The sequence below is a fragment of the Variovorax sp. UC74_104 genome (assembly GCF_044055375.1).
Lineage (GTDB): Bacteria > Pseudomonadota > Gammaproteobacteria > Burkholderiales > Burkholderiaceae_C > Variovorax.
The window spans coordinates 4,674,086-4,697,057 of record NZ_CP171978.1; the positions used below are offsets into that span (position 1 = coordinate 4,674,086).

General features: G+C 65.4%; 21 protein-coding genes. 6 read left to right on the plus strand and 15 right to left on the minus strand.

Going from position 1 to position 22,972, the window contains the following annotated elements:
- Window positions 1-5 precede the first annotated feature (5 nt).
- The 6 genes from ACHMXA_RS21995 to ACHMXA_RS22020 all read left to right on the plus strand — a co-directional run bounded on the left by ACHMXA_RS21995 (window position 6) and on the right by ACHMXA_RS22020 (window position 5,337).
- A complete protein-coding gene (locus ACHMXA_RS21995; protein WP_176668311.1) occupies window positions 6-674 on the plus strand; it encodes a hypothetical protein in 669 nt (222 codons plus the stop codon).
- Window positions 675-749: 75 nt separating this feature from the next.
- A complete protein-coding gene (locus ACHMXA_RS22000) occupies window positions 750-1,760 on the plus strand; it encodes a tripartite tricarboxylate transporter substrate binding protein (protein WP_176668310.1) in 1,011 nt (336 codons plus the stop codon).
- Window positions 1,761-1,785: 25 nt separating this feature from the next.
- Entirely contained in the window at window positions 1,786-2,451 is a 666-nt protein-coding gene (locus tag ACHMXA_RS22005) for a response regulator (RefSeq protein ID WP_176668309.1), read from the plus strand.
- Window positions 2,452-3,879, plus strand: coding sequence for a sensor histidine kinase (locus ACHMXA_RS22010; protein ID WP_176668308.1), 1,428 nt, complete (start codon window positions 2,452-2,454; stop codon window positions 3,877-3,879).
- A 13-nt stretch (window positions 3,880-3,892) separates the two neighbouring features.
- A complete protein-coding gene (locus ACHMXA_RS22015; RefSeq protein ID WP_176668307.1) occupies window positions 3,893-4,915 on the plus strand; it encodes a tripartite tricarboxylate transporter substrate binding protein in 1,023 nt (340 codons plus the stop codon).
- A gap of 23 nt (window positions 4,916-4,938) precedes the next feature.
- Window positions 4,939-5,337 carry a DUF6194 family protein gene (locus ACHMXA_RS22020; protein ID WP_395316363.1) on the plus strand — a complete coding sequence of 133 codons (399 nt, stop codon included), beginning with the start codon at window positions 4,939-4,941 and terminating at the stop codon, window positions 5,335-5,337.
- Here ACHMXA_RS22020 and ACHMXA_RS22025 read toward each other — a convergent pair.
- The 15 genes from ACHMXA_RS22025 to ACHMXA_RS22095 form a co-directional block, all read right to left on the minus strand.
- Window positions 5,334-6,560 carry an ROK family transcriptional regulator gene (locus tag ACHMXA_RS22025; RefSeq protein ID WP_176668305.1) on the minus strand — a complete coding sequence of 409 codons (1,227 nt, stop codon included), beginning with the start codon at window positions 6,558-6,560 and terminating at the stop codon, window positions 5,334-5,336. The genes ACHMXA_RS22020 and ACHMXA_RS22025 overlap by 4 nt on opposite strands.
- Window positions 6,553-7,353: an ATP-binding cassette domain-containing protein gene (locus ACHMXA_RS22030; protein ID WP_176668304.1), complete on the minus strand. Its 801-nt coding sequence runs from the start codon at window positions 7,351-7,353 to the stop codon at window positions 6,553-6,555. The genes ACHMXA_RS22025 and ACHMXA_RS22030 overlap by 8 nt, the downstream gene beginning before the upstream one ends.
- Window positions 7,353-8,312, minus strand: a complete 960-nt coding sequence (locus ACHMXA_RS22035; RefSeq protein WP_176668303.1) for an ABC transporter permease — start codon at window positions 8,310-8,312, stop codon at window positions 7,353-7,355. Before ACHMXA_RS22035 ends, ACHMXA_RS22030 begins: the two co-directional genes overlap by 1 nt.
- A 33-nt stretch (window positions 8,313-8,345) precedes the next feature.
- On the minus strand, window positions 8,346-9,362 hold the full coding sequence (locus ACHMXA_RS22040; protein WP_176668302.1) for a sugar ABC transporter substrate-binding protein: 1,017 nt from the start codon (window positions 9,360-9,362) through the stop codon (window positions 8,346-8,348).
- A gap of 292 nt (window positions 9,363-9,654) precedes the next feature.
- Window positions 9,655-10,038 carry a hypothetical protein gene (locus ACHMXA_RS22045; RefSeq protein WP_395316364.1) on the minus strand — a complete coding sequence of 128 codons (384 nt, stop codon included), beginning with the start codon at window positions 10,036-10,038 and terminating at the stop codon, window positions 9,655-9,657.
- A 76-nt stretch (window positions 10,039-10,114) separates the two neighbouring features.
- Window positions 10,115-10,447 carry a hypothetical protein gene (locus ACHMXA_RS22050; protein WP_218088478.1) on the minus strand — a complete coding sequence of 111 codons (333 nt, stop codon included), beginning with the start codon at window positions 10,445-10,447 and terminating at the stop codon, window positions 10,115-10,117.
- Window positions 10,448-10,610: 163 nt separating this feature from the next.
- Entirely contained in the window at window positions 10,611-10,796 is a 186-nt protein-coding gene (locus ACHMXA_RS22055; RefSeq protein ID WP_176668300.1) for a hypothetical protein, read from the minus strand.
- A 176-nt stretch (window positions 10,797-10,972) separates the two neighbouring features.
- Window positions 10,973-11,323, minus strand: a complete 351-nt coding sequence (locus ACHMXA_RS22060; protein WP_176668299.1) for a hypothetical protein — start codon at window positions 11,321-11,323, stop codon at window positions 10,973-10,975.
- Entirely contained in the window at window positions 11,320-16,032 is a 4,713-nt protein-coding gene (locus tag ACHMXA_RS22065; protein WP_176668298.1) for an RHS repeat-associated core domain-containing protein, read from the minus strand. Before ACHMXA_RS22065 ends, ACHMXA_RS22060 begins: the two co-directional genes overlap by 4 nt.
- Before the next feature lie 53 nt (window positions 16,033-16,085).
- Entirely contained in the window at window positions 16,086-16,406 is a 321-nt protein-coding gene (locus ACHMXA_RS22070; protein ID WP_176668297.1) for a hypothetical protein, read from the minus strand.
- Between the two features lie 114 nt (window positions 16,407-16,520).
- Window positions 16,521-17,015 carry a pentapeptide repeat-containing protein gene (locus ACHMXA_RS22075; protein ID WP_176668296.1) on the minus strand — a complete coding sequence of 165 codons (495 nt, stop codon included), beginning with the start codon at window positions 17,013-17,015 and terminating at the stop codon, window positions 16,521-16,523.
- Window positions 17,016-17,041: 26 nt separating this feature from the next.
- The gene (locus ACHMXA_RS22080; RefSeq protein WP_395316365.1) at window positions 17,042-17,296 is read right to left on the minus strand and encodes a hypothetical protein; all 255 of its coding nucleotides are present in this window, start codon (window positions 17,294-17,296) and stop codon (window positions 17,042-17,044) included.
- Window positions 17,297-17,376: 80 nt separating this feature from the next.
- The gene (locus ACHMXA_RS22085) at window positions 17,377-17,715 is read right to left on the minus strand and encodes a hypothetical protein (protein ID WP_395316366.1); all 339 of its coding nucleotides are present in this window, start codon (window positions 17,713-17,715) and stop codon (window positions 17,377-17,379) included.
- Window positions 17,712-18,191 (minus strand): hypothetical protein, encoded by a 480-nt coding sequence (locus tag ACHMXA_RS22090; protein ID WP_395316367.1) that lies wholly within the window; start codon window positions 18,189-18,191, stop codon window positions 17,712-17,714. Before ACHMXA_RS22090 ends, ACHMXA_RS22085 begins: the two co-directional genes overlap by 4 nt.
- On the minus strand, window positions 18,188-22,963 hold the full coding sequence (locus tag ACHMXA_RS22095) for an RHS repeat-associated core domain-containing protein (RefSeq protein ID WP_395316368.1): 4,776 nt from the start codon (window positions 22,961-22,963) through the stop codon (window positions 18,188-18,190). Before ACHMXA_RS22095 ends, ACHMXA_RS22090 begins: the two co-directional genes overlap by 4 nt.
- Between the last annotated feature and the right edge of the window lie 9 nt (window positions 22,964-22,972).

Genomic DNA, 22,972 nt, shown 5'->3' on the forward strand with positions numbered 1-22,972 from the left:
CCGCCGTGACCGCCAACACGCCCGGGGCATCGAGCCAGACCGCATTGCCCGACTGGGCGGCGCAATCGGAGCCCGTGGAGGGCGTGCGCATCGACATCGCATTCATCGTCGAGCCCACCTTCTATTACGGCCCGCCCTCGAACATCGCGGCGGCGCAATGGGAGCAGCTGCGCGAGCCGCTGTACCAGCCGGCCATTCCGGGCGCGGCGCAGGGCTTCGTGCTGTCGGCCGATTGCATCGGCCACGAGGACGAACTCTGCCGCCACTACCGCGACCTGCTGGCCAAGGCCGCGCGGCACGGAAAGGACCCAGCCGACGGCCCCCACTTCTGGAACAGGCCCGTAGTCCATGCACCCGGCCGCTTCCTGCTGAGCTTCCCGTGGCACGACCGCTTCAGCGAGGGTCGGGCCTTCATCGAATCGCTCGCCACGGGCACGCCCGGCGAGGTCTTCTCCGACTACGAGCAGGGCTGGTTCTTCGACCTGCGGCTGCACGACGGCACGCTCTACCTGCGAGACGACGACCCCGACGAAGGCACGACCTTCCACAACCTGCGCTTCGCCTACGAGCCGGTGCGCGCGCAGGTCGGGACGGTGCTGGCGCGCGTGGAGCGCCTGATCACCCGGCTCGCGGGCGAACTGGGCCGGGATTACTGGACCGGCGGCACTGACTGACTGATTGACAGCATTCCGACAGCATCCCCCGGGCACGATGCACGCTTTCAATCCAAAAAGCGCTGGAGACAACCCATGTCCGACCTCTTTTCCCCCGACGACACCCGCCTGAGCCGCCGCGGCCTGCTCCAGGCCGGCGGCGCAGCAGCCCTCGGCGGCCTGCTGCCCTCGATGGCTTTCGCCGAAGACGCGTGGCCCAGCAAGTCGATCCGCTTCGTGGTGCCTTTCGCACCGGGCGGCAGCTCGGAGATCGTCGCGCGCTCGACCGCCGCGGAGCTCTCGCGCACCATCGGCCAGAGCGTGTTCGTCGACAACAAGCCGGGCGCGGCCGGCAACATCGCGATGGGCGAGGTGGCGCGCGCTACCGACCAGCACACGATCATCCTGGGCCACATCGGCACGCTGGCGGTCAACCCGTACATCTTCGCCAAGCTGCCCTACGACGCGAACAAGGACTTCAAGCCGGTGAGCCTGCTGGCCAAGGTGCCCAGCCTGTACGTGGTGCACCCCGACGTGCCGGCGAAGAACCTCAAGGAATTCATCGCCTACGCCAAGTCGAAGCCGGGCAAGCTCAGCTACGGCTCGGCGGGCAACGGCAGCGCGGGCCACCTTGCCTTCGAGTACCTGAAGATGACGGCCGACGTGTTCATGCTGCACGTGCCCTACCGCGGCACCGGCCCGATGGTGACCGACCTGCTCTCGGGCCGGCTCGACGCATCGGCCATCGGCGCGGCGGCGGTGCTGCAGTTCATCAAGGCGGGCAAGGTGCGCTGCATCGCGACCGGCTCGGCCAAGCGCCTGCCGCAGCTGCCCGACGTGCCGACCGTGGCCGAACAGGGCTTCCCCGGCTTCGAGATGACGCAGTGGTACGGCATGCTCGCGCCCGCCAGCATCACGCCGCCGCAGCTCGCCAAGCTTTCGGCCGAGACGATGAAGGCCGTGAAGTCGCCCGACTCGATGCAGCGGCTGACCAACGACGCGGCCGAAGCCATCGGCGGCACGCCGGAGCAGTTCGCGCAGTTCATCGCCTCGGAACAGGCACGCTGGCAGAAGGTCATCGCAAGGGCAAACATCAAGCCGGACTGAGTCCCGTCGGCTCTAGCATCGGGCCATGCGCATTCTCCTGGCCGAAGACGAACACACCCTGGGCACCTGGCTTTGCAAGGCGCTGGAGCACGCGGGCATCCAGGTCGAATGGGTGGATGACGGGCGGCTGGCCGACCGCGCCCTGCAGCAACGCGACCACGACGCGCTGGTGCTCGACCTCGGCCTGCCCGGGCTCGACGGGCATACGGTGTTGCAGCGGCTGCGCGAGCGCGACCAGCGGTTGCCGGCGCTGATCCTCACGGCGCGCGATTCGCTCAACGAGCGCGTGGCCTCGCTCAATGCGGGCGCCGACGACTTCCTCGCCAAGCCCTTCGCGCTGGCCGAACTCGAGGCGCGGCTTCATGCGCTGGTGCGCCGTGCGCGCGGCGTGGAGCATCCGCGCCAGGCCTGCGGCCCGCTGGTGTACGACGGGGCGCGCCGGCACTTCACGCTGAACGGGGAGGCGCTGGCGCTTTCGCCGCGCGAGCTGGCGGTGCTGCGCGTGCTGGTGCAGCGCAGCGGCGAGCCGCTGTCGAAGCAGCAGATCCTGGAGCGCGTGTTCTCCGACGACGAGGAAGTGCACCCCGAGGCGGTGGAAGTCTTCGTCTACCGGCTGCGCAAGCGGCTGGACGGCAGCGGCGTGCGCATCGTCACGCTGCGCGGGCTGGGCTATGTGCTGGAAGCCGACTGAATGAGCGTGGTGGCCAACGTGGCGCACCGCCTGCGGCGCGCGAGCCTGTGGCAACGGCTGGCGCTTCTGCTCTTCCCCGCCCTGCTGGTGGTGACCGCGCTCGAGCTGTGGATGACACGGCACGACGCGCTGGCCGCCGCCAACGCAGCCTACGACCGCTCGCTGCTGGGCGCGCTCAAGTCCATCGACGCCAACATCTCGACCGCGTCGGGCGGGCTCTCCGTCGAGCTGCCTTACACGATGTTCGAGTTCTTCGAGCTCACGGCGAGCGGGCAGGTGTTCTTCCGCGTCTCGACCTCCGACGGGCTGGTCGAACTCGGCAGCGCGGACCTGCCCGCTCCGCCCGCCGAGCTGAAGATGGGCGTGCCGGCCTTCTACGACGCCACCTACTTCGGCGAGGCCGTGCGGCTTGCGGCCTACCGGCGCGACCTCGACCGGGCACCGGCCGGCAGCACCGGGCACAGCGTGCTGATCCAGGTCGGTGAAAGCACGCGCTCGCGACAGGAGTTCAGCGCGCGCTTCGTGCGCAGCGCGGCGCTGCGCGACGGGCTGGTGCTGGCGATGCTGCTGTGCGGCACCGCCCTGGCGCTCGCGGCGGCGCTGCGGCCGCTCTCGCGGCTGGCGCGCGAGGTCGGCGCGCGCACCAGCGACGACCTCACGCGCATCGCCGAGACCGACCTGCCCGCCGAGGTGCGGCCGCTGGTGGCGGCGGTCAACCAGCAGATGTCGCGCACGCAGGAGCTGGTCTCGCAACAACGGCAGTTTCTCGACGACGCCTCGCACCAGCTGCGCACGCACCTGACCACGCTGCAGATGCAGGCCGACTACGCGCGGCGCGAGGAAGACCCGGCGCAGGTGCAGGTGGCGCTCGACGCGCTCGGCACCGAGATCGGCCGCGCCACGCGCAGCGCGCAGCAGTTGCTGGCGCTGGGCCGCAGCGACACGGTGCCGGTGGAGCCGGCCGAGTTCGATCTTGCGGCGCTGCTGCGCGAAGTGGCCGTCGACCTGCTGCCGCTGGCGCGCGCAAAACGCATCGATCTCGGCATCCATTCGCCCGCGCCCGAATTCACGGCCGTGGCGGACCGAGCGCTGATGCGCGAGGCGCTGGGCAACCTGGTGAGCAACGCGATCGCCTACACGCCTGCTGAAGGCACGATCACGCTCTTCGCCGCCGGCGACGCGGCGGGCTGGAGCCTCAACGTGGAAGACAACGGGCCCGGCATCGACGAGGAGGAACGCGCCGCGCTGGGCCAGCGCTTCCGCCGGGGCGCGCGTGCCGGCAAGGGCGGATTCGGGCTCGGCCTGGCCATCGCGCGCTCCATCGCGCAGCGGCACCGGGGCGAGCTGCGGCTCGAAGCGCGCGAGGCCGGGCCGGGGCTGCATGCGATCATCTGGTGGCCGCGTACTCCCGCCCCGGCCGCCGCCTGACAAGTCCGCTGCCATGCCTCCCACCTCTGCCACTTCCAACCGACGCCAAGTATTGCGCGCACTGTGCGCGCTGCTCGCGCCGTCGCTCGGCAAGCGCGCGATGGCCGCCGGAGACCCCTCTGAGGAAGCCGCCGACTGCGTGATCCCCGCCAAGGCCGGCGGCGGCTTCGCGCTGACCTGCGCCCTGGCGCGCGACGCGCTGCAGGCCGTGCGGCCGGCGCGCCCGCCGCTCACGCAGCGCTACCTGCCGGGTGGCATCGGCGCCGTGGCCTTCGACCGCATCGCCACAGGCAAGCTCGGCGGGCCGGGCACGCTGGTGGCGTTCTCCAGCGGCTCGCTGCTCAACCTCGCGCAGGGCCGCTTCGGGCCTCATCCGCCTTCGGCCGTGCGCTGGATCGCCACGCTGGGCACCGACTACGGCGTGATCGCCGTGCACCGCGACTCGCCCTTCAAGCGCCTGCAGGACCTGGTCGCCGCGCTGCGGCAGGACCCGTCGCGCATCGCCTTCGGCGCGGGCGGCACCGTGGGCAGCCAGGACTGGGTGAAGGCGGCGCTGCTGGTGCGCGCCGCCGGGCGCGACCACAAGGCGATGCGCTTCGTCTCCTTTGAGGGAGGCGGCGACGCATTGGGCGCGCTGCAGGGCCGGCATGTCGACGCGTTTCCGGGCGACGCTGCCGAGGCGATGCAGGCCATCGCGGGCGGAGCCGCGGTGCGGCTGCTCGCCGTGCTGTCGGAGAACCGCCTGGGCGGCGCCCTCACCGGCGTGCCGACCGCGCGCGAGCAAGGCGTGGACCTGGTCTGGCCCACGGTGCGCGGCCTCTACCTGAGCGCGGACGTGCCCGATGCAGCCGTGCGCGCCTGGACCAACGCGTTCCGCGAGGCGAGCGCCGCGCCCGGCTATGCCGCGCTGCGCGAGCAGCACGGGCTCTACCCTTTCGCCCTCACCGGCCCCGCGCTCGACGACTACGTGCAAGCACAGCTCAAGGCCTACCGGCGGCTGGCGGACGAACTGGGGCTGCGGCGCTGGCCCTCGTGACGAATGCAGGCAAGATCGCGCCCATGACCGAAGACGCGATCACCCAACACATCATCGACATGCTGGCCGGCGGCCATTTCCAGATTGCCGACGACAACGCCTTCTTCTTCCACGACGGCGACGACAAGTTCCCTTTCGCGACCATCGTGACGAAGGACAACGAGTTCGACAAAGCCTCGAAGCTGGAACGCCCTGGCGTGTTCCGGCTGAACCTGGGCGTGGGCAAGGAGACCTTCCGCGCGCTCTTCGGCGAACAGGCGGCCGCGCCCGACTACAGCGCGCTCGACAAGCTGATGCCGCATCCGCTGTACGCGAAGATGTACTGGGTCTGCGTGATCAACCCGAGCGCGAAGACCTTCGAGACGGTCAAGCCGCTGATCGCCGAGGCACTGAGCCTTGCGCGATCACGCCGTACAACCTAGGCCGCCTTCAGGAACACGTCGTGATCCGGCGCGAAGTTCGCGTGCAGCGGCAGCATCGCGCCACCCAGCGCGCAGGCCTGCGCACCGGCCTTGCCGCCATGCAGCTGCGGCTGCCAGAGGCCTTCCCAGTTGCAGTGGTCGAGCGCGTCGCGGGTCTGGTCGAGCAGCGCCTGCAGCAGCGGACGTGACATGGAGCCGTCCACCACCACGTCGGACAGGTCGAGCATGGCGGTGCCGCACACGATGGCATGCGCCAGCGCCTGCGATGCGGTGGCCAGCCAGGCCGTCGTGGTCTGCGCGAAAGGCGGCTGCAGCGCGCGGTCGTCGTAGGCCGCCATGGGGTCGAGGCCCTCGGCCGACAGGCGCTGTTCGAGTTCCCACAGCGACGCCTGCGCGACCAGCTGCGGCGGCAGCGCCCCGCGGGTGCCCGGCGGCTGCATCGGCAGCGAAGCCAACGCGCCCGCATTGCCGTGCGCGCCGGTTTGCAGGTGCGAGTCGATGACCAGCCCGCCGCCCACGAAGGTGTCGACGAAGATGTAGAGAAAGCTCTTCAGGTCGTGCCCCCGCCCGCCCACCAGCTCGGCCACGCAGGCGGCCACGGTGTCGCGCGCGAAGCTCACCGGCACGTCGGTGCGCGCGCGCACCTCGGCGGCCAGGTCCATGTTGTTCCACAAGTCCGATTGCGCCTTCGACAGCCCCAGCGTGCGATGCCAGCCACCGAGCAAAAACGGCGCGGCCAGCCCCACACCCACGTTGCGCGCGGCAAGCGGCCCCAGCCCGTCGCGCAGCCGGTGGATGTGCTGCGCGATGGCAGGCAGCAGCTCTTCCGCATCGGGAAAGTCGTAGCCGATGGCGTGGCGCTCGCGCACCTGCGCGGCGAAGTCGATCAGCAGCCACTCGGCGCCGCGCCGACCCACCTTGATGCCGATGGCGAAGGCGCCGTCGGGGTTGAGCGCCAGCGGCACCGATGGCTGGCCGATGCGTCCGCGCACGCGGCTTTGCTTGACGATGAGCCCGTCTTCCTCCAGCCGCGCCGTGATGAGCCCGATGGTCTGGGCGCTGAGCCCGGTCAGCCGGGCCAGGTCGGCCTTGGGCAGGCTGCCGTGAACGCGCAGTGCCTGCAGCACCGTGCGCTCGTTGAACTGGCGCATGCCGACCTGGTTGGAGCCGCGGGGCCGCAGCAGGTCGGGCGCGCGCGCAGCCGGTGCGTGCGCATCAGGCATGCGCCTCCGCGGGCAGCTGGTCGGCCGTCATCGCGCCGGTCATCACCGCGACCGTGTCGCTCATGCTGATCTTCTTCGGATCGAGCACGGCAGCGCGGCGGCCCAGGCGCGCCACGTGGATGCGGTCGGCCACCTCGAACACATGCGGCATGTTGTGGCTGATGAGCACCACGGGCAGGCCTCGGTCGCGCACGCGGCGGATCAGCTCCAGCACCATGTTGCCCTCCTTCACGCCGAGCGCTGCGGTGGGCTCGTCCATGATGACCACGTGCCGCGCGAAGGCCGCGCTGCGCGCCACCGCCACGCACTGGCGCTGGCCGCCCGAGAGCGTCTCGACCGCCTGCGTCATCGACTGGATGCCGACCTTCAGGTCGGCCATGCGCGCGGTGCTTTCGCTCAGCATCTTCTTCTTGTCGAGCATGCGCAGCACATTGCCCATGAAGCCTGGCCGGCGCAGTTCGCGGCCGAGGAACAGGTTCTCGTAGATGGTCATGGCTGGGGCCACGGCCAGGTCCTGGTAGACCGTCTCGATGCCCGCGCGGCGCGCCTCCAGCGGATTGCGGAAGTGCACCGGCTTGCCGTCGAGCAGGATCTGCCCCTCGTCGGGCACGATCGCGCCCGACAGCGCCTTGATGAGCGAGGACTTGCCCGCGCCGTTGTCGCCGATCACCGCGAGGATCTCTCCTTCGCGCAGCTCGAAGTCGACGCCGGCCAGCGCCGTGACCTGGCCGTAGCGCTTCACCAGGCCCTTGGCCTGCATCACGATCTTGCGGGTGTTTGCAGTGGTGGTCATCAACGAGCTCCCCTGCGCGACAGTTGGTCGGCCGCCACCGCAAGAATCACGAGAATGCCCGTCACCAGCACCTGATAGATCGACGACACGCCCATCAGCGTGAGCCCGTTGCGGAACACGCCCACGATCAGCACGCCGATCAGCGAACCCAGCACGATGCCGCGGCCGCCGAAGAGGCTGGTGCCGCCGAGCACCACGGCCGTGATGGCGTCGAGGTTCTCGGTCTGGCCCGCGTTCGGGTCGCCCACGCCGGTGCGCGCCACCGACAGCAGCGAGGCGATGCCGTAGAGCACGCCCGCCATCACGTACACGCCCAGCAGCACGCGCTGGGTGGGGATGCCCACGAGGCGCGTGGCCTCGGCGTTGTTGCCCACGGCGTAGACGTGGCGCCCCGCCGCCGTCTCGCGCAGCACGAACCACGCGAGGAAATAGAGCACCACCATCAGCACCGAACCCCACGCCACCTCGGCGCCGCCGATGGTGAAGGTGGTGCCCAGGCCCGTGAGGCCGCCGGGCAGGTCGGTGATGGTCTGCGACGACGAGTACAGCTGCGTGATCGCGAAGGCGATGTTCAGCGTACCCAGCGTCACGATGAAGGGCGGCAGCTTGATGCGCGTGACCAGCAGGCCATTGAGCAGGCCGAACAGCGTCGTCACCCCGATGCCGCAGAGGATGGCCACCGGCGCCGGCAGGCCGAGCTCGGTGGCGAACTTGCTCATGATGATGCCGCCCAGCGCCATCACCATGCCGCACGACAGGTCGATGCCCGCCGTGAGGATCACCAGCGTCTGGCCGATGGCGATGACGCCGACCACCATCACCTGCTGCAGGATCAGCGAGAGATTGCCGCCCGTGAGAAAGCGGTCGGACTGGGTCGCGAAGAAGATGCATGCGCCCAGAAGAGCCAGCCACGGCCCGAGGGCGCCCCACGGAATGTGGTGCGTTGGAGACTTAGCCATGGCTTCTCTTTTTTCTTGCCTCGGAGTCCCGGATTACTTCTTGCCCCAGCACAGCTCGGCACCCGTCTTGGTGTCCTTGCTGTCGACGCCCGCCACGCTCTTGCCCGCGATCAGCGTCACGCCGGTGTCGACGTAGCCCGAGGCCTTCTTGCCCGTCTTGGCGTATTCGACGCCCGCGGCCACGCCCATGGCGGCCATCTTCAGGGGGTACTGCTGCGAGGTCGCGGCGATGACGCCGGCAGCCGTGTCCTTGATGCCCTGGCAGCCGCCGTCGACCGACACGATCATCACGCCCTTCTCCTTGCCGGCGCGCTTGAGTGCGTTGTACGCACCGGCGGCGGCGGGCTCGTTGATGGTGTAGACCAGGTTCACGTCGGGCGCCTTCTGCAGGCAGTTCTCCATCACCGTCTGCGCCTTGGCCTGGTCGCCGTAGCTGTCGGCCATGCAGAGGATCTCGGGCGCCTTCGACAGCTCGTTCGACTTCGCGTCGTTGGCCGGCAGGCCGAAGCCCTTCATGAAGCCGTTGTGGCGCTGAGCGCCCACGGGGTGACCCGGCAGCAGGTCGAGCGCGACGATCTTCGCCGGCTTGCCCGCCATCGCGGCCTTGGCGTATTCGCCGATCAGCACGCCGGCGGTGTAGTTGTTGGTTGCGAAGAGCGCGTCGGTCGCATCCGGCGGATCGGCCGGGCTGTCGAGCGCGATCACCATCACGCCCTTGTCGCGCGCCTTCTTGATCGCAGGAACGATGGCCTTGGCATCGCTCGGCGTGATGAGGATGGTCTTGGCGCCGGCGGCGATCATGTTCTCCATTGCCGTGATCTGCCCGGCGTTGTCGCCATCGGCCTTGCCCGCGCCGGACAGCAGCTTGGCGCCCTGCTTCTTGGCCTCCTCTTGTGCGCCTTCCTTCATCTTGACGAAGAAGGGGTTGGTTTCGGTCTTGGTCACGAGGCCGATGACGGGCTGGTCGGCGGCGAAGGCAGCGGTCGACGCAGTGACTGCGGCGAGCGACAGTGCCGCCAGGGCGAGGACGGAGCGGGGGCTGGTGTGCATGGGTTGTCTCCTTGGGCGGGCGGTTGGTTTGCGCCTGCGGTTTTGGATCCGGATCGCGTGAGGGGAAGCGGGGCGTCCGGGCGCAAGGGGACTATCGGGTAGTCGAGGGACTAAATCAAGGTGATTTAGTTATCGGAAACCCGGAGACAGCGGGGGTAGAGGTGTCGAAGCCTGTGGCTCGGACTGCAGCTAGGTGAACGGGTTTTGCGCAGGGGGACGTCTGTCGTGCGCGCAATCCTGAAGGGTAGATCCGCGCAGCGTTCGATTGACCTCTCAAGCTGGAGGCAAGGAGTCACCCTACCGAGGGGAGCTTTCCGAAGAACACCTGCGTATCGTATTTTCGACCCGCCCTCGAAAAACTCCAGAATTCGGAAGGAAAGAAATAGCCTCTTCCCAGAAAATCTCTCAACTGATGGACCGCATACTCCAGAGCATCGGGACTCATATCCAAGAGCAAATAATTCCTCTTGATTTCGAGGCGATCGAACACACTAAATCGCACCTCGATTACCGCCTCTTCAGAGTGGCCTCGAAACGATTGAAGACAATTCACGTGCTCGACATTCTTTGCTCCGCTCAACAACTCAGAAAGTTTCGAGTGAAGTGCAGCAGCACCCTTCTCATCGAAATCAATCGTTAATTCATTTTTGCTCAGCGGGCCAAAGTAAAAAACCATCAAGTACGGCCTCAAGCGTCAGCATTGCCATTTGGAGCATAAAACTCCGATTAATTTCATCAAGATTCAGAGATACTCACTTACCATTACTTCCCGGCCTCCAAAATTGCAATCCTTCCAAAGCGCGCTCGATGTCCGTCAGGTCATCTTCGCCCCGCGTTTCATCGAACACTCTGGTCAAAGTGGAACGAATCCCTGCGAGCCGCTTCGTCACCTCTCCCTCATCAATAAACCTGGTTGTTTCGGCGTTGTATTCTGATTTTCTACCAGGAAGTTCGGGCGCGTAATACGCACCAATTTTATGCAGAGAAATCAGCATGTATTCAACCTCCCGAAGAACATCCAGTAGCTCTTCCCCATCAATTCGCAACCCCTTATTGTTCTTCATAATTTGAGCTTTGCTGGACAATTTTGAAATTCCTGTCAAGCGAAGTCGTGAAGACGGTGCGCCAAGCACTCGCACTTGATTCAGGTTGACACACTTGCCATGGCGCCGTTCTCGAAATGCATGTGCTCCTGCGCTGCAGTCGAAAAATTCCCGATGAAGTCCGGCGTCGAATCTCTTTCCGCCTTCAGTTTGAAATTTTCGCTTTCAATCGACCACTCATAGACCGAAACCCCCACAGGTACTTGGTCAAAGTGCCGGTCAATTTGTAATTCCCTATCCAATCCAGCGCATCTGGCTTGGCCACAAAAATGGCCGATGGAAATCTTGCTTTCAGCCCGCTAAAAACCCAGACTTCTTTGACTTCACTCATCAAGAATTACCTCCATATTCAATATAGATAAAAACCAATCACCCCCACATCAAGAAAAATTTTAAACGCAATGGATCAATCAGATCCAACACCGCCATACGATCTTCATTTTTATTCCAATGCGACTGGAATAATTTCTTTCCACGCTTGGAACAATCAAAATTTCCCTACAAACTTTAGCGCCGAGTTTTATTCAGTCGATTGCATATCATTGGAATCACGAAATTAAAGTCAGCCTCCATTTCAGCCAAAACCACCGAAAGGGTTCCTTCAAACTGCCAGACCGACTCCGAATCTCCTCCTTCCTGATTCATCAATTCAACTGAAATTTCAAAACATTCGCCTCTTTGTTCAGCGGAAACAATCAAATCAATTTCGTAAGGATAAAAACTTATGAATCCATAAGGACTCGAAGAATTTCGATTCAATCCCGAGTTGGATTTTTCAATTTCAATTTTCTGTCGCACCACCCCATCAATTTCTTTCAAGTACTTTGACAAAAAATCAAAAAAAATATCGATCGTCATTTTTTGCCTCGAGATCTAACGCTTTCCAGCAACCCGTCTGTATATGAATTCGAAGCCCCAGTGCCTCGCGTAGCGGCCCATTTTTTCAGTTTTTCATTAGTTGGATCACCCTGCGGTCGGATGGTGACATGTCCATCGGCTTTGTCATGTATTACGTCCAACCCACAACTGCAAGCATGAGCAACATCAATTTCTACATACTTCCCGGAGCCCAATCCTTCAATGCCGACATTGGCAGAAAGGCCAGGTAGCCGGGAGTCTTTGGGTGTGTCGTCAACTCCTGGACGTGGCGTAAGACTGTCAGCAGTTCCCGAAGCCCCTCTAAACACGCTTCCGCTTGTGAGTTTTTTCGGCTGGAAACCGCTCAAACCGTGTGGGTCTATCCAACTTATCGCGCTAGGGGCGTACGCGTATACGTTTAGTCCCCCATGAATACCTATCGGATCACGGGAGATGTATCTACCGTTCACAGGGTCGTAATACCGATAGCGGTTGTAATGCAACCCCGTCTCTTCATCCCAATACTGCCCCTGAAACCGAATCGGATTCCTGAACCCCGCCCTTCTCCCAGCCTCGCTGATCGCCTCCCGCGCCTCTCCCCACGCTTTGTACTGTGCCGACCACGCAATGCTCCCCTCATGGTCTGTCAGCTCCTGCGGCGTGCCCAAGTGGTCGCACTGGCAGAACGCCATCTCCTTCCGGTCGAACGCCCGCGGCACGTGCCTCTGCTCGCCGTTCCACAGCGGGTCCTGCTCGATGTCGTAGACGCCTCCGTTGGCCTCCATCAGCGCCTTCGCATCCGTCGTCTCACTCAGCGCCATCGCGCTTGCCCGACGCACCTGCACCAGCGGCACGAACGAGTTCGGCTCGTGGATGTAGTGCACGCTCCAGCCGTGCTCGCCGCCCTCCTCGATCGCTGAGCTGCTCTGCGTGCTCTCGAATGCGAGCACGTCGCCGTCCCAGCCGAACAGCGTCGTGATGTCGCCCGAACTCTTGGATAGACGCCGCCCCAGTGCGTCATAACTGAAGCTGGTGGTGATGCCGCTTTGGTCGGTCGCCGCCGTCATGCGGTTGAAGCCGTCCCATGCGAAGACGGTGCGCCAGCCGTTGCGTACGCGCTCGGTCATGTTGCCGCGTTCGTCGTAGCGGTAGCTGGTGCCGGCGTAGTTCTTCAGCAGGTTGTCCAGCAGCTTGCCGGCCGGGTGCCTCAGTGGCTCGTTGGCCGGGGGCGGGTCGACGATGTTGCCTGCGGGGTCGAAGGCGAAGGTCTCACGCCCGAGGCGGCTGTTGGCCTCGAGCAGGCGGCCCACGGGGTCGTAGCGATAGTTCAGGCTGCCTCGGCGGCTGTCGCCGATGGTCACCAGTTGGCCAGCCTTGTCGTAGGTGTAGCGGCGCTGGATGCCGGTGGTCGATTCGATGGCGCCTGGCCTGGTACGGGAGATGTGCTGTTCGAGCAGCCGGCCCGCCGGGTCGTACTTCTGCCGCTGGCTCAGTCCGTTGCCCTGCTCACGTGCGATCTCCCGATGCAGGTCGTCCCGCTCGAAGCCCAGGATGTCCTGACCGTCGATCATCAGGCCGTGCACATGGCCAGAGCCATAGGTCAGCCACTGGGTGACATGCCCGTCGGGCCGCACGGTGGCGATGCGATGGTTGAGTTCGTCGTAGCGGTGTTGCCAGACTGCCGTGCGCCTGCGCTTCAGGTAGTGGTGATGCTCGCGGGTCAGGTTGCCGGCTGGGTCGTAGAACCACTGCAGGCGCGCATCGCTATTCGTCGCCTCCAGCAGGCGGCCGTTGCGGTCGTATGCGAAGCGTTCGGACTGCCCGCCGGCGCGGCGTTCGCTCAGGCGGCCGAGTGGATCGAATTCGAGTTCGGTGCGGTGGCCCGCCTCGATCACTTCGGCGAGCACGCCCGTGGTTTCTTCGTGGACGTACTGCGTGGTCTTGCGGTCGAAGCCGGTTTCTTCGAGCAGTCGGCCCACGGGGTCGTAGCGGAAGTCGTAGCGGCTGCCGTTCTCGTTGTGCAGTTCGGTCAGGCGGCCCAGCAGATCCCAGTGGTACCTCAGCGAACGGCCTGCGGCGTCGGTGCGGCCGGCGATCAGGCCGGCGCGCGTGTAGCTGTAGCGCGTGGCGCGCCCCAGCGCGTCGGTGTGCACGAGCAGCCGGCCTTCGGCGTCGTGCTCGAAGTGTTCGCTCGTCCTGTCGGGCTGTTCGATCTCTTCCAGCTGGCCGGCTGCATAGCGGTAGCTGGTGGCGTTGCCGGCGGCATCGGTGGCCTTGACCAGGCGGCCGCGATCGTCGTATTCCCAGCGGCTGGTCTTTGCGGAACAGTCGGTGTAGCTCAGCAACTGGCCGGACGGGGAATAGGCGAGCGCCTTGACGCCGCCCTTCGCATCGGTGATGCGCACCGGCCTGCCGGCCTTGTCGTAGGCGTACTCGGTCTTGTGCCCCAGCGGATCGATCTCTTCCGTGAGATGCCCCTGCGCGTCGTAGTCGCGCTTCCACACGCCGCCCTCCGCATCGCGGATACCCGTGAGCCGGTGCAGCCTGTCGTACTCGTAGTGCACCCGGCTGCCGTCGGCGCGGGTGTGCGTCTGCAGGTTGCCGTCGGCGTCATACGTGTAGTCGTCGGTCGTGCCGTCTGTGTGCACGTGGCGGGTGATGTTCTTGGCGTCATCGCGGAAGAACCACTCCTGCAGCCCGTCCGGATGGATGATGCGGTAGGTGTAGCCCTGGATGTCGTAGTAGTGCCAGGTCTCACCGCCCAGGGCATCGGTCACGTAGGTCAGGCGGATGTTGCGGTCCCACTCCAGCTTCAGCGCAAAGCTGCCGTCGTCGGACCACTCGCGCACGGCCTTGGCGTCGGGGCCCGTGCCGTCGTACTCCAGGTTCATGCCCCGGCCGGTGCGGTCGGTATAGCGGGTCACGAGGTGGTGGCTGTAGGTGTAGCTCCAGCTTGCGCCGTCTTCGTCCTGGGCAGAGACAAGGTCGCGCTCTGCATCGTGGGTGTAGGCGGCCAGTTGGCGCACGACCTGGCCGTCCTTCAACTCCCACAGCGACTGGATGAGACCCGTCTGCGCATCGGGCTTCGTGCCCATGTGCGCCATGACGGCTTCGCCGTGCTTGCTGATGACGTCGCTGAGCACGCGCTCGCCCGTTGCCGCGATCACGTGGTCATAGCGCAGGCCGATGGCCATGCCGTCCTTGGCCTGCTGCGCGACAAGCCGGAAGTGGGGCTGCCTGCTGTCGATGTACTCGTAGATCTCGCGCCACTCGCTCTGTTCGCCCTCGGGCAGGGGTTTGCCGAAGTCCAGCGCCAGCAGGCTCTCGCTCAGGCGAGAAACGCGGACTTCCTCGATCGGGTCGAAATAGGCCTCGCCCACGGCCAGCGTCGGATAGGCATGGCTGCGGCCATCGGCGGCGTGGTAGACGAGGCTGGGCTGGCCCTGGCGTGCGCCGCGCGTGGGCGTGGTGATATCCACGCGCATGCTGTAGGGGGTGATCCAGCGGGCGCCGAAGCTGCCGCGGTCGAAGGCATCAAGGTCGCTGGCGTAGGTGCGGGCCCATTCGATCGGCAGCGGCGCTGCGAGAACGAAGTCGGTGTGGGTGAAGCTCTCGTTGCCTGTACTCAGGCTGATGGATGCACCCTTGCGCGCCGGTGCGGGGCAGTTCTTGCAGCCTCCGGTTCCCTGAGCATCGGCCTGCTTGGAGATGTGACCGAGCGGAGTGCCCGGATTTTCTTTCTCCGCCTTGGCCCCCGCGTGCGGCGACACGATCGCGGCACGCTGGCCCTTCTTCTTCAGTAGCGCATCCCGCAGCTTGTACAGCAGCCACATGATGCTGGCCTGCGCCTCCCTGTCCGCCAGCCTCGACAGCTGCTCCCTCAGCTCCTGCTTGAAGTCCAGCATCTGCGTGATCACGCTGTTGACCTGGCTGGCAACGCCATCGGGCAGTTGGTTCGCCGCCGCCTTCGCCACGTAGTTCGCCGATTGCTTCGAGTAGCGAACCGCCGCTCCCCACATCCGGCTCCACGTGCTCTGCGTCTTCGGGTCGTGCACCTTCGTCTCTGCCGCTGCAGGCGTGCCCACCGTGAACAGGTCCTTCTGGCCCAGAACGCGGCGCATCACATCCACCAGGTTGTCGATGATCTTGTCTGCAAGATCCGCGCAGCTCTTCAGGATGCCGTCGAGCTTGGCGATAGCCCCGTCGATGAACTTGTCCAGCTCGCCCATGATCGTGGCGTTCAGGTGGCCCACCAGCGTGGTAACGATCGCTTCTCCGAGGTTGGAAGCTGCAGTCGTCAGTTGCTGCCTCACCAGGTGCAGCGTGGGCCGCAGGCTCATGCGCGCTGCCGCCATGCTCGGCGGAACGGGGATCAGCCCGATCAGGTTGATGCCCAGGCTCACCCAGTTCAGGAACGCGTCGACACTGTCCTTGGCCTTCTTCTCGACGATGTTGATGATGTCCAGGAACACATCCACCAGCGCCATGATGTTGCCAACGATCGGGATGCTGCCAAGCACCATCGTCAGGCGCTCCAGCGTCACGTAGCCTCCGCTGAACGAGCGCAGCCAGTCGTCCACTGCCTTGCTTGCCGCGGCGACGTCTTCCTTCACGATCGTGTTCAGCGGCGCCACCGCCGTCTGCGGTTCGCGCTCGGTCGGCTTCTGGCCTTGCTGGCCTTGCTGTTGCGAGCCTTCTGTTCCTGCCATCTTCTCTCCCTGCCTCTAGCTGATGCTCTGACGATGCTTTGAATCCGTGCTCCTCAGGGCCGGATCACGCAGTCCTTCATCGTGAGAAACGCCGACCCCATCGCGAAGCCGACCTCGCAGCTCGCGGTGAACTTCGCACCGCTGCGCATCTCGCCCATCTTCTGGCTCTGCGCGTCGTCCGCGGGTGTCAGGCGCGCCAGCTCCTGGTTGCCGCGCACATCGGCAGCGCGGGTCAGCGACGTACCGCCGAAGGAATCGGATGCCTCGACAACCACCGCCGAGAACTGCACGCGCTTGCCGTACTCCGGCATGCCGAGCGCACGGCGGCCCTGCTTCTCGTAGCTCTGGTGCAGCTTGGTCAGCGTGGTTTTCATTTCGGCTTGTGCGGCACACAGGGAAGCAGCGCCGAGGAAAGCAGCGGCGACGAATACGGTCTTGATGTTTTTCATGAACATGGAATCGATGAAGTGATATGTGCCGGTCAAGGCTCAGTTGATGTTCGCGCCCTGGAACTCGAGCTGCTCGAAGGTGCTGCCCGTGAAGTCCACGCTGCGTCCCTGCAGCCCCTGCGCATGCACCACGGTGCCGCTGCAGTCCAGCACGCCGACGTCGTTCCAGCTGCCGCCTGCGAAGCTGATGTCGTCCCACTGGCACTGCCTGAAGGTGCTGCTTCCGATGCTCGCGCTGTCGAAGTTAGCGCGCGTGAAGCTGCAGTTGATGAACGTGCAGCCGGTGATCGAGATGCTGCTGAAGTCGCACTGGGTAAAGCTGCAGCCCGTGAACTGGCAACCGCTCCAGCCCGCCTGCTTGAAGCTGGTGGCCGTGAAGCTCGTGCCTGCGAAAGTCGTTGCAGCGAACTGTGCAAGGCCCAGGTCGAGCCCGGCGTAGGCAAAGCTGTCGGCCTGGCCGACGAGCCCGGCGGGAGCACCGCCTGTGCCTTTGCGCCACATGTCGTGGGCGAGGATGATGATTTGGGAAGACACTCGATGCCCCTCGGTTCGCCGTCTCTTCAGCGAGACAGATGCTTCTGAAGGACTCGGCCGCTGAACTTGTCGATCAGCAGTTGCGGCTCCGCCAGGCCCGGCAGGGCACCGCGATGACCCTGTGGCTTGTTCGACGCCTTCCATGCAACCCGGTAGCCGTCGGATGCGTCGGACAGCACGAGCTTGTAGTTTTCGAACAGCAGGCCTGAAGACTTCCCATCCTCCCAGGCCACTGCAATTGCCTGTGCTACCAGGCCATCGACTTCGATGATTTCTTTCATTCTTTTCTCCCTTGCAAAATCGAAAGCCGCGTACTCAGTCGGTCGCGGCATCTTTTGAAACAGTCCCAGCGTCGGGACCACTACCTGCTTCCTTGCTCCCGCAAGATCTCTCCTGTTGTCCTCGATGCGATGTACAGGATCGACCGCCCCAACCTGCTGGCGTTGCCGAGTCCCTTCTGTCCGGGCAGCAGCTTGGCCGAGAAGGCGATGCCGATGGTGTCGACTCCGTCTTCGCCCTCGCCGTTCTCTTTTCGCCTCTCGGCAATGCAGACGTCGAAGTTGTTCAGGTCTTGCGCGGCCTTCTCGAACAGCCTGAAAGCGTTCCCCAATGCGATCACCATCGGGGTGCTGAGCACCAGCCGATCCGGCGACTCGATCTCGAAGAGCGGCGTGACCGAACCATCGAGGCCGCCGCTCACGGGCGCGAGCCCCGGGCCTTCGCGCGGGCCGCCTCGATTTCCTTGAGCAGATCGCCCGCCTCCGCATTGCCGTTCTTCGACGATTCCGCCGCCCAATGCGCGGCTTCGGCGAGGTCCTTGCCGCTCATGTAGAGGTCGTAAGCCAGGTTGTGCTGCGCGACGACGTGCCCGGCCTTGGCCGCGATCGTCAGCCAGCGGGTGCGCTGAGCCTCGTCAGAAGACGCGAAGGTGTAGTACAGCGAGAGACGGAACGCGGCCTCGGCGTCGCCGGCCTCGGCCTTCGTGACCAGTTCGGCTCGTTGCACATCTGTCAGTGAATATGACTGGGCACCCGAGATGGGCGAAGAAGAAGAGGCCGGTGCGGCGTCGGGCTTGTCCATGGCTTGGTTCTCCGTTGCGTAAGAGACTGGGAGGTTCAGAAGAAGAGGAAGAAGCACTGCCAGCTTCGCGCCGAACCTGAGATCGATGTTCTTCATGACTTGGGGTTGAAGGTATGCCAGACGCCGGGATCTGCGGTGTCCATGGTGCCGTCGGCCTTCCGGCCGGCAGGCTTGTAGGCGCCGTGGGGCCAGATCCACAGGAGCTTGTCGGGCGCCACGACAGGCGCATTGAGCTCGTTGGCCAGTTTCTGGGCGTAGGGGTCGGTGCCCTTGCCGGTCTCGCACGACATCAGTTGCACCTTCTGGCCTTCCGTATAGGACGGGTGCGCCTTGATCCGCTCTGCCATCTGTGCAGGCGTGATGCCCTTGAGCGCGGTGTCGGTCATGATGCTCGGGTTGCCGTGGGAGCCGACCGTGAACGTACCGGGCGGGCTCGGGATGTTGTCGGCCGACTGCCGGATCGCCTCGTTGTGCGGGAACAGGTTGATGTCGACCAGCCCCAGCGGATCGATGCCGCGCACGGGGTTGCCGCCGACGTAGGCATACAGGTTGAGGCCGCCTGCCAGCCCCAGCGGGTCGGGAGAGACATACCGGCCGCTTGCCGGATCGTAGTAGCGGTAGCGGTTGTAGTGCAGCCCCGTTTCGGCGTCGAAGTACTGCCCCTGGAAGCGGATAGGGTTCACGATGCCGGCACGCCGTCCCGCCTCGCTGATGACCTCGCGCGCCTCGCCCCAGGCCTTGTACTGGGCCGACCAGCCGACGCGGCCCTCGTGATCGGTCAGGTCCCGCGGCGTGCCGAGGTGGTCGCACTGATAGAAGGCGATCTCATCCGCTTCGAAGCTGCGCTGCCCCGGCTGGAGTTCGCCGTTCCACAGCGGGTCCTGCTCGATGTCGTAGGCGCCACCGTTGGCGGCCATGAGCTCACGCATGTCGGGCGTCCTGCCCGGCACGATCGCATGCGCCTGGCGCAGTTGAACCAGCGGAGCGAAGGAGCGTGGCTCATGAACGTAGTGCACGCTCCAGCCGCGTCCCTCGTCTTCCTGCTCTGCGGCGAGGCTCTGCGTGCTCTCGAAGGCAAGCGTGTCGCCATCCCAACCGAACCTGGTGATGCTGTCTCGCGAACGCTTGGAAATGCGGCGCCCCATCGGGTCGTAGGCGAACGAGGTTGGCGTGCCGTCTTCGTCCGTGGCAGAACTCAGGCGCCCGAAGCCGTCCCACGCGAAGGTGGTCGACCGGCCGTTGCACACGCGCTCGACCATGTGGCCGTGCTCGTCGTACCGATAGCGGACGCCGGCATAAGCCCTGAGCAGGTTGTCGAGCAAGGGAGCGACGGGAGCCCGGCTTGCGCCGGCCTCGTCGTGGGGCTCGACGATGTTGCCCGCCGGATCGAAGGCGAAGGTCTCGCGCCCGAACCGGCTGTTGGCCTCGACGAGACGGCCGACGGGGTCGTAGCGGTAGTCGAGGTTGCCATGATGGCTGTCGCCGATGGCGACCAGCTGCCCCGCCTTGTCGTAGCCGTAGGTGCGCTGCAGCTGCAGCGCACCGGGTGCGCTGGCCTGGCCCGGCACGACCTGCTGTTCCAGCCGCCGCCCTGCGTTGTCGTAGCGCAGCTTCTGGGTCAGGCCGTTGCGCTGCTCGCGCAGCACTTCGCGATGGAGGTCGTCGCGCTCGAAGCCGAGGATGTCGTGTCCATCGAGCAGCAGGCCGTGGACGTGGCCCGAACCGTAGGTGAGCCACTGGGTCGTATGGCCATCGGGGCGGATCGTGGCGACGCGCTTGTTGAGCGCGTCGTAGCGGTGCTGCCATATCGCCGTGCGTCCGGCCTGCAGGTCGTGCTGATGCTCGCGTGTCAGGTTGCCGGCCGGGTCGTAGAACCATTGCAGGCGCGCGTCGTTGTTGGATGCCTCGACCATCCGCCCGTTGCGGTCGAAGGCGAAGCGCTCGACCTGGCCGCCGGCGGACCGCTCGGTCATCCTGCCCATCGCATCGGCCTGCAGCTGCACCACCCGCCCGCCCGCTGCCACCTCGACGAGCCGGCCGGTGCTTTCTTCGTAGCGGTACCGCGTCGTCCGACGCGCGAAGTCGGACTTCTCCAGCAGTCGTCCTGCCGGGTCGTAGCGCAGGCTATGGCGGCTGCCGTTCTCGTTGTGCAATTCGACGAGACGGCCCAGCAGATCCCACTGGTACCTGAGCGAATTCCCCTCGGCATCTGTGCGGCCGGCGATGAGCCCTGCGCGGTTGTAGCTGTAGTGCGTGCGCCGCCCGAGCCCGTCGACGTGCGCGAGCATGCGTCCCTCGGGGTCGTGCAGTTTCTGCTCGCGCGTGCCGTCGGGGAGGACGATCTCGTGGAGCGGGCCCGGCACGCTGCCTTGGGCACGCAGCACCGCGTCTTCCTGCGGAAGGCTGTAGAGATGGCGCGTGACGTTGCCCGCAGGATCGACAGCCGTGGCGAGCCGGCCGCGATCGTCGTATGTCCAGCGGCTGGTCTTGCCTGAGCAATCCGTGAGGCTCGCGAGCCGGCCGCGAGGCGTGTAGCTCATCAGCTTCGTGCCGCCCTTCGCGTCGGTGATCCGCACGGGCCTGCCGGCCTTGTCGTAGGCGTATTCGGTCTTGTGCCCCAGCGGATCGATCTCTTCCGTGAGGTGGCCCTGCGCGTCGTAGTCGCGCTTCCACACGCCACCCTCCGCATCGCGGATGCCCGTGAGCCGATTCAGCCTGTCGTACTCGTAGTGCACCCGGCTGCCATCCGCACGGGTGTGCGTCTGCAGGTTGCCGTCGGCGTCATACGTGTAGTCGTCGGTCGTGCCGTCGGTGTGCACGTGGCGGGTGATGTTCTTGGCGTCATCCCGGAAGAACCACTCCTGCAGCCCGTCCGGATGGATGATGCGGTAGGTGTAGCCCTGGATGTCGTAGTAGTGCCAGGTCTCACCGCCCAGCGCATCGGTCACGTAGGTCAGGCGGATGTTGCGGTCCCACTCCAGCTTCAGCGCAAAGCTGCCGTCGTCGGACCATTCGCGCACGGCCTTGGCGTCAGGGCCGGTGCCGTCGTACTCGAGGTTCATGCCCCGGCCGGTGCGGTCGGTGTAGCGGGTCACGAGGTGGTGGCTGTAGGTGTAACTCCAGCTTGCGCCGTCTTCGTCCTGCGCGGCGACGAGGTCGCGCTCGCCGTCGTGCGTATAGCCGGCCAACTGGCGCACGACCTGGCCGTCTTTGAGCTCCCACAGCGACTGGATGAGCCCGGTCTGCGCATCGGGCTTGGTGCCCACGTGCGCCATGACGGCTTCGCCATGTTTGCTGACGATGTCGCTGAGTACGCGCTCGCCCGTTGCCGCAATGACGTGGTCGTAGCGCAGGCCGATCGCCATGCCATCCTTGGCCTGCTGCGCCACGAGCCTGAAGTGCGGCTGCCTGCTGTCGACGTACTCGTAGATCTCGCGCCACTCGCTCTGTTCGCCTTCGGGCAACGGCTTGCCGAAGTCCAGCGCCAGCAGGCTCTCGCTCAGGCGAGAGACGCGGACTTCCTCGATCGAGTCGAAGTAGGCCTGGCCCACGGCCAGCACCGGATAGGCGTGGCTGCGGCCATCGGCGGCGTGGTGGACGAGGCTGGGCTGGCCCTGGCGTGCGCCTCGCGCGGGCGTGGTGACGTCCACGCGCATGCTGTAGGGGGTGATCCAGCGCGCACCGAGGCTGCCGCGGTCGAAGGCGTCGAGGTCGCTGGCGTAGGTGCGCGCCCATTCGATCGGCAGCGGCGCTGCGAGAACGAAGTCGGTGTGGGTGAAGCTCTCATCCCCGAGAGCGAGACTGATGGAGCCGCCCTTGCGCAGCGGCGCCGGGCCATTCTTGATGCTGCACCCTCGCCCGTTCGCAGGCGCCTGCTTGCTGATGTGGCCCAGCTGGTCACCGGGCTTGTCCTTCTGGGCAACCGCCCCCGACTGCGGCGGCACGATCGCGGCCCTCTTGCCCTTCTTCTTCAACAACGCGTCCCGCAGCTTGTGCAGCAGCCACATGATGCTGGCCTGCGCTTCCTTGTCTGCGAGCCGCGACAGCTGCCCCCGCAGGAGACGCTTGAAATCCAGCATCTGCGTGATCACGCCGTTGACCCGGCCTGCAACGCCATCCGGCAACTGGCTCGCTGCCGCCTTCGCCACGTAGTTCGCCGATTGCTTCGAATAGCGAACCGCCGCGCCCCACATCCGGCTCCACGTGCTTTGCGTCTTCGGGTCGTGCACCTTGGTTTCCGCCGCCGCGGGGGTGCCCACCGTGAACAGATCCTTCTGCCCCAGCACCCGCCGCAGTATGTCGACCAGGTTGTCGATGATCTTGTCCGCAAGATCGGCGCAGCTCTTGAGGATGCCGTCGAGCTTGGCGATCGCCCCATCGATGAACTTGTCCAGCTCGCCCATGATGGTGGCATTCAGGTGGCCCACCAATATGGTCACGATGGCCTCGCCCAGGTTCGACGCCGCCGTCTTCAGCTCCTGCTTCACGAGGTGAAGCGTCGGCCTCAGGCTCATCCGCGCTGCCGCCATGCTCGGCGGTATCGGGATCAGCCCGATCAGGTTGATGCCCAGGCTCACCCAGTTCAGGAACGCGTCGACGCCGTCTTTCGCTTTCTTTTCGACGATGTTGATGATGTCCAGGAACACATCCACCAGCGCCATGATGTTGCCGACGATCGGAATGCTGCCCAGCACCATCGTCAGGCGCTCCAGCGTCACGTAGCCGCCGCTGAACGAGCGAAGCCAGTCGTCCACCGCCTTGCTCGCAGCGGCGACGTCTTCCTTCACGATCGTGTTCAGCGGTGCCACCGCCGTCTGCGGTTCGCGCTCCGCCGCCTGCGGCTTCGCGCCTGCTTCCTGTTCTGCCATCTTTTCTTC

Coding starts and splice junctions, on each gene's coding strand:
- ACHMXA_RS22000 (WP_176668310.1), top strand. CDS start 750: ATGTCCGACCTCTTTTCCCCCGACGACACCCGCCTGAGCCGCCGCGGC.
- ACHMXA_RS22060 (WP_176668299.1), bottom strand. CDS start 11,323: ATGACGATCGATATTTTTTTTGATTTTTTGTCAAAGTACTTGAAAGAA.
- ACHMXA_RS22015 (WP_176668307.1), top strand. CDS start 3,893: ATGCCTCCCACCTCTGCCACTTCCAACCGACGCCAAGTATTGCGCGCA.
- ACHMXA_RS22010 (WP_176668308.1), top strand. CDS start 2,452: ATGAGCGTGGTGGCCAACGTGGCGCACCGCCTGCGGCGCGCGAGCCTG.
- ACHMXA_RS22020 (WP_395316363.1), top strand. CDS start 4,939: ATGACCGAAGACGCGATCACCCAACACATCATCGACATGCTGGCCGGC.
- ACHMXA_RS22095 (WP_395316368.1), bottom strand. CDS start 22,963: ATGGCAGAACAGGAAGCAGGCGCGAAGCCGCAGGCGGCGGAGCGCGAA.
- ACHMXA_RS22065 (WP_176668298.1), bottom strand. CDS start 16,032: ATGGCAGGAACAGAAGGCTCGCAACAGCAAGGCCAGCAAGGCCAGAAG.
- ACHMXA_RS22025 (WP_176668305.1), bottom strand. CDS start 6,560: ATGCCTGATGCGCACGCACCGGCTGCGCGCGCGCCCGACCTGCTGCGG.
- ACHMXA_RS22045 (WP_395316364.1), bottom strand. CDS start 10,038: ATGGTTTTTTACTTTGGCCCGCTGAGCAAAAATGAATTAACGATTGAT.
- ACHMXA_RS22005 (WP_176668309.1), top strand. CDS start 1,786: ATGCGCATTCTCCTGGCCGAAGACGAACACACCCTGGGCACCTGGCTT.
- ACHMXA_RS22055 (WP_176668300.1), bottom strand. CDS start 10,796: ATGAGTGAAGTCAAAGAAGTCTGGGTTTTTAGCGGGCTGAAAGCAAGA.
- ACHMXA_RS22030 (WP_176668304.1), bottom strand. CDS start 7,353: ATGACCACCACTGCAAACACCCGCAAGATCGTGATGCAGGCCAAGGGC.
- ACHMXA_RS22035 (WP_176668303.1), bottom strand. CDS start 8,312: ATGGCTAAGTCTCCAACGCACCACATTCCGTGGGGCGCCCTCGGGCCG.
- ACHMXA_RS22070 (WP_176668297.1), bottom strand. CDS start 16,406: ATGAAAACCACGCTGACCAAGCTGCACCAGAGCTACGAGAAGCAGGGC.
- ACHMXA_RS22090 (WP_395316367.1), bottom strand. CDS start 18,191: ATGAAGAACATCGATCTCAGGTTCGGCGCGAAGCTGGCAGTGCTTCTT.
- ACHMXA_RS22040 (WP_176668302.1), bottom strand. CDS start 9,362: ATGCACACCAGCCCCCGCTCCGTCCTCGCCCTGGCGGCACTGTCGCTC.
- ACHMXA_RS22080 (WP_395316365.1), bottom strand. CDS start 17,296: ATGAAAGAAATCATCGAAGTCGATGGCCTGGTAGCACAGGCAATTGCA.